The organism is Phyllobacterium sp. YR531, assembly GCF_000282595.1.
Lineage (GTDB): Bacteria > Pseudomonadota > Alphaproteobacteria > Rhizobiales > Rhizobiaceae > Phyllobacterium.
The window spans coordinates 2,501-6,250 of the sequence record NZ_AKIZ01000031.1 but is presented as its reverse complement, the minus strand read 5'-3'; the positions used below and the strand labels follow the sequence as shown (position 1 = coordinate 6,250).

The following is a 3,750-nucleotide window of genomic DNA, read 5'->3' as shown; positions in this document are numbered from 1 at the left end:
TTTGGTTGCGGGGACAGGATTTGAACCTGTGACCTTCAGGTTATGAGCCTGACGAGCTACCGGGCTGCTCCACCCCGCGTCACCATTCTTTTGTATTCCAGATACTAGACTTGGCGTTACAAAAGCAAAAGGCCGCATTTGAGCGGCCTGATTTGATTGTTCTGATGTTGTTTATTTTGAGAATGATTTGTTGCGTTTGGCAGACCTGGCAGCGACCTACTCTCCCGCGTCTTGAGACGAAGTACCATTGGCGCAGGGGCGTTTCACGGCCGAGTTCGGAATGGGATCGGGTGCAGCCACCCCGCTGTAACCACCAGGTCAGCAAAGCGCAACAAATTCATGAGAAGCTGGTTTTGTTTGTTTTGATTGTTTGGCGACAGTCGTTCTTCCGGGCGTTTGCCCGCAAGCGCGCCTGCGCGTCGGCCACTTTTGGCCGCCCTCGCGGAGCATAGGGGCTTTAGCCCCGCTCATGCGTGAGCGCTTTATATTATGTCTCGTTCACGAGACAGATGGATATAAGTAATGAGAATGATCAAGCCAATCGAGCTATTAGTACCGGTAAGCTTCATGCGTTGCCGCACTTCCACACCCGGCCTATCAACGTGGTGGTCTTCCACGGCTCTGATAGGGAATACTCGTTTTCAGGTGGGTTTCCCGCTTAGATGCCTTCAGCGGTTATCCCGTCCGTATATAGCTACCCTGCTATGCGGCTGGCGCCACAACAGGTCCACCAGAGATACGTCCATCCCGGTCCTCTCGTACTAGGGACAGATCCTGTCAATATTCCTACACCCACGGCAGATAGGGACCGAACTGTCTCACGACGTTCTGAACCCAACTCACGTACCGCTTTAAATGGCGAACAGCCATACCCTTGGGACCTGCTCCAGCCCCAGGATGCGATGAGTCGACATCGAGGTGCCAAACAACCCCGTCGATATGGACTCTTGGGGGTCATCAGCCTGTTATCCCCGGCGTACCTTTTATCCGTTGAGCGATGGCCCTTCCACGCGGGACCACCGGATCACTATGACCGACTTTCGTCTCTGCTCGACTTGTCAGTCTCGCAGTCAGGCGGGCTTATGCCATTGCACTCGACGACCGATTTCCGACCGGTCTGAGCCCACCATCGCGCGCCTCCGTTACTCTTTAGGAGGCGACCGCCCCAGTCAAACTACCCACCATACACTGTCCCGGATCCGGATAACGGACCGCGGTTAGACATCCATATAGGTAAGGGTGGTATTTCAAGGATGACTCCACGAAGGCTGGCGCCCCCGCTTCAAAGTCTACCACCTATCCTACACATGCCGACACGAATGCCAGTGTAAAGCTATAGTAAAGGTGCACGGGGTCTTTCCGTCTAACCGCAGGAACCCCGCATCTTCACGGGGAATTCAATTTCACTGAGTCTGCGTTGGAGACAGCGGGGAAGTCGTTACGCCATTCGTGCAGGTCGGAACTTACCCGACAAGGAATTTCGCTACCTTAGGACCGTTATAGTTACGGCCGCCGTTTACTGGGGCTTCAATTCAAAGCTTGCACCTCTCCTCTTAACCTTCCAGCACCGGGCAGGCGTCAGACCCTATACGTCGTCTTGCGACTTCGCAGAGCCCTGTGTTTTTGGTAAACAGTCGCTACCCCCTGGTCTGTGCCACCCTCCTCTACTTGCGTAAAAAAGGGTCACGCTTCTTCCGAAGTTACGCGTGCAATTTGCCGAGTTCCTTCAACGCAGTTCTCTCAAGCGCCTTGGTATTCTCTACCAGTCCACCAGTGTCGGTTTAGGGTACGGTCTATACGCGGGAGCTATTTCCTGGAACCGCCCCGAAGCCCTTCCAATCCAATAAGGAAGAACAACATACGCGATCCGTCACTACCCGCAGGCCCACGAATATTAACGTGGTTCCCATCGACTACGCCTTTCGGCCTCGCCTTAGGGGCCGGCTAACCCTGCTCAGATTAACTTTAAGCAGGAACCCTTGGACTTTCGGCGAGGGAGTCTCTCACTCCCTTTATCGTTACTCATGTCAGCATTCTCACTTCTGATACCTCCAAAGGCCCTCACGGGTCCCTCTTCAACGGCTTACAGAACGCTCCGCTACCACTTGCTTATTGCTAAGCAAATCCACAGCTTCGGTGTATGGCTTTAGCCCCGGTACATTTTCGGCGCAAAGACCCTTATTTAGACCAGTGAGCTGTTACGCTTTCTTTAAATGATGGCTGCTTCTAAGCCAACATCCTGGTTGTTTTGGGATCCTCACATCCTTTCCCACTTAGCCATAACTTAGGGACCTTAGATGGTGGTCAGGGTTGTTGCCCTCTTCACGACGGACGTTAGCACCCGCCGTGTGTCTGCCGATTAGTACTCTTCGGTATTCGGAGTTTGGTTAGGTTTGGTAAATCGGTGAGATCCCCTAGCCCATCCAGTGCTCTACCCCCGAAGGTATTCGATCGACGCTCTACCTAAATAGATTTCGCGGAGAACCAGCTATCTCCAAGTTTGATTGGCCTTTCACCCCTAGCCACAAGTCATCCCAATCTATTGCAACAGATGCGGGTTCGGTCCTCCAGTAAGTGTTACCTTACCTTCAACCTGCTCATGGCTAGATCACTTGGTTTCGGGTCTAATCCAACGAACTGAACGCCCTGTTCAGACTCGCTTTCGCTACGCCTACACCTACCGGTTTAAGCTTGCTCGTCAGACTAAGTCGCTGACCCATTATACAAAAGGTACGCTGTCACCCAGAACAAATCTTGGGCTCCAACTGTTTGTAGGCATTCGGTTTCAGGATCTCTTTCACTCCCCTTGTCGGGGTGCTTTTCACCTTTCCCTCACGGTACTGGTTCGCTATCGGTCATGCACGAGTACTTAGGCTTGGAGAGTGGTCTCCCCATGTTCAGACAGGATTTCACGTGTCCCGCCCTACTCAAGGACTTGAGTTCGCATTACGTGTACGGGGCTATCACCCATTCTAGCCACCCTTTCCAGGGTGTTCCACTTGTCTCACTCAAGCCACTGGCCTGGTCCGCGTTCGCTCGCCACTACTTACGGAGTCTCGTTTGATGTCCTTTCCTCCGGGTACTTAGATGTTTCAGTTCCCCGGGTTCGCTTCTAACCCCTATGTATTCGAAAGTTAGATACCTTATTATGATATCTAGAAATTATTTGGGTTCTCAGTTTCGCTCACGCGCCATATCGTCCCTGCCGGGACGGGCACTGCGCGGGCGCGGCCAAAAATGGCCGACGACCTAGCGGTCTGTATGGTCGATAACCCGCTTTCGTTGCCAAAAGCAGCCATCCATACAAAGCCCGCAAGCTCATCATCCAACCAAAATAATTTTCTAGATATCTAAGGTGGGTTTCCCCATTCGGAAATCGTCGGATCAAAGGGTATTCGCACCTCCCCGACGCTTATCGCAGCGTATCACGTCCTTCATCGCCTGTGCATGCCAAGGCATCCACCAAATGCCCTTAAGACACTTGATCATTCTCATTGCCAATATCCATCCTTGCCTTGACGAGCGTCAAACACCTGTGGGGGATACCAACAGGCTGCAAAACACTCAGCAACAATCGATTTGACAAAAAAGACCAGCTTCTCGAGATAAATCCGATGGCTCTGCGGTTAAGCGGCCAATCATATGTCAGAGGCTTTTGATGAGCACCCCTGACGACATTATTCAGAGTTCGCGGCCAAAAGGCCGGCAGATCAGCGCCAAAAGGCGCAAACCCTTGAACATCCGGAATAA

General features: G+C 52.5%; 1 tRNA gene and 2 rRNA genes. All 3 read right to left on the bottom strand.

Annotation, left to right across the window (positions count from 1 at the left end):
• Positions 1–2: 2 nt before the first annotated feature.
• Positions 3–79 (bottom strand) — tRNA-Met (locus tag PMI41_RS17640).
• A gap of 124 nt (positions 80–203) precedes the next feature.
• A 5S ribosomal RNA gene (gene rrf / locus PMI41_RS17635) occupies positions 204–318 on the bottom strand.
• 210 nt (positions 319–528) lie between these two features.
• Positions 529–3,487, bottom strand: a 23S ribosomal RNA gene (locus PMI41_RS17630).
• Positions 3,488–3,750: the final 263 nt, after the last annotated feature.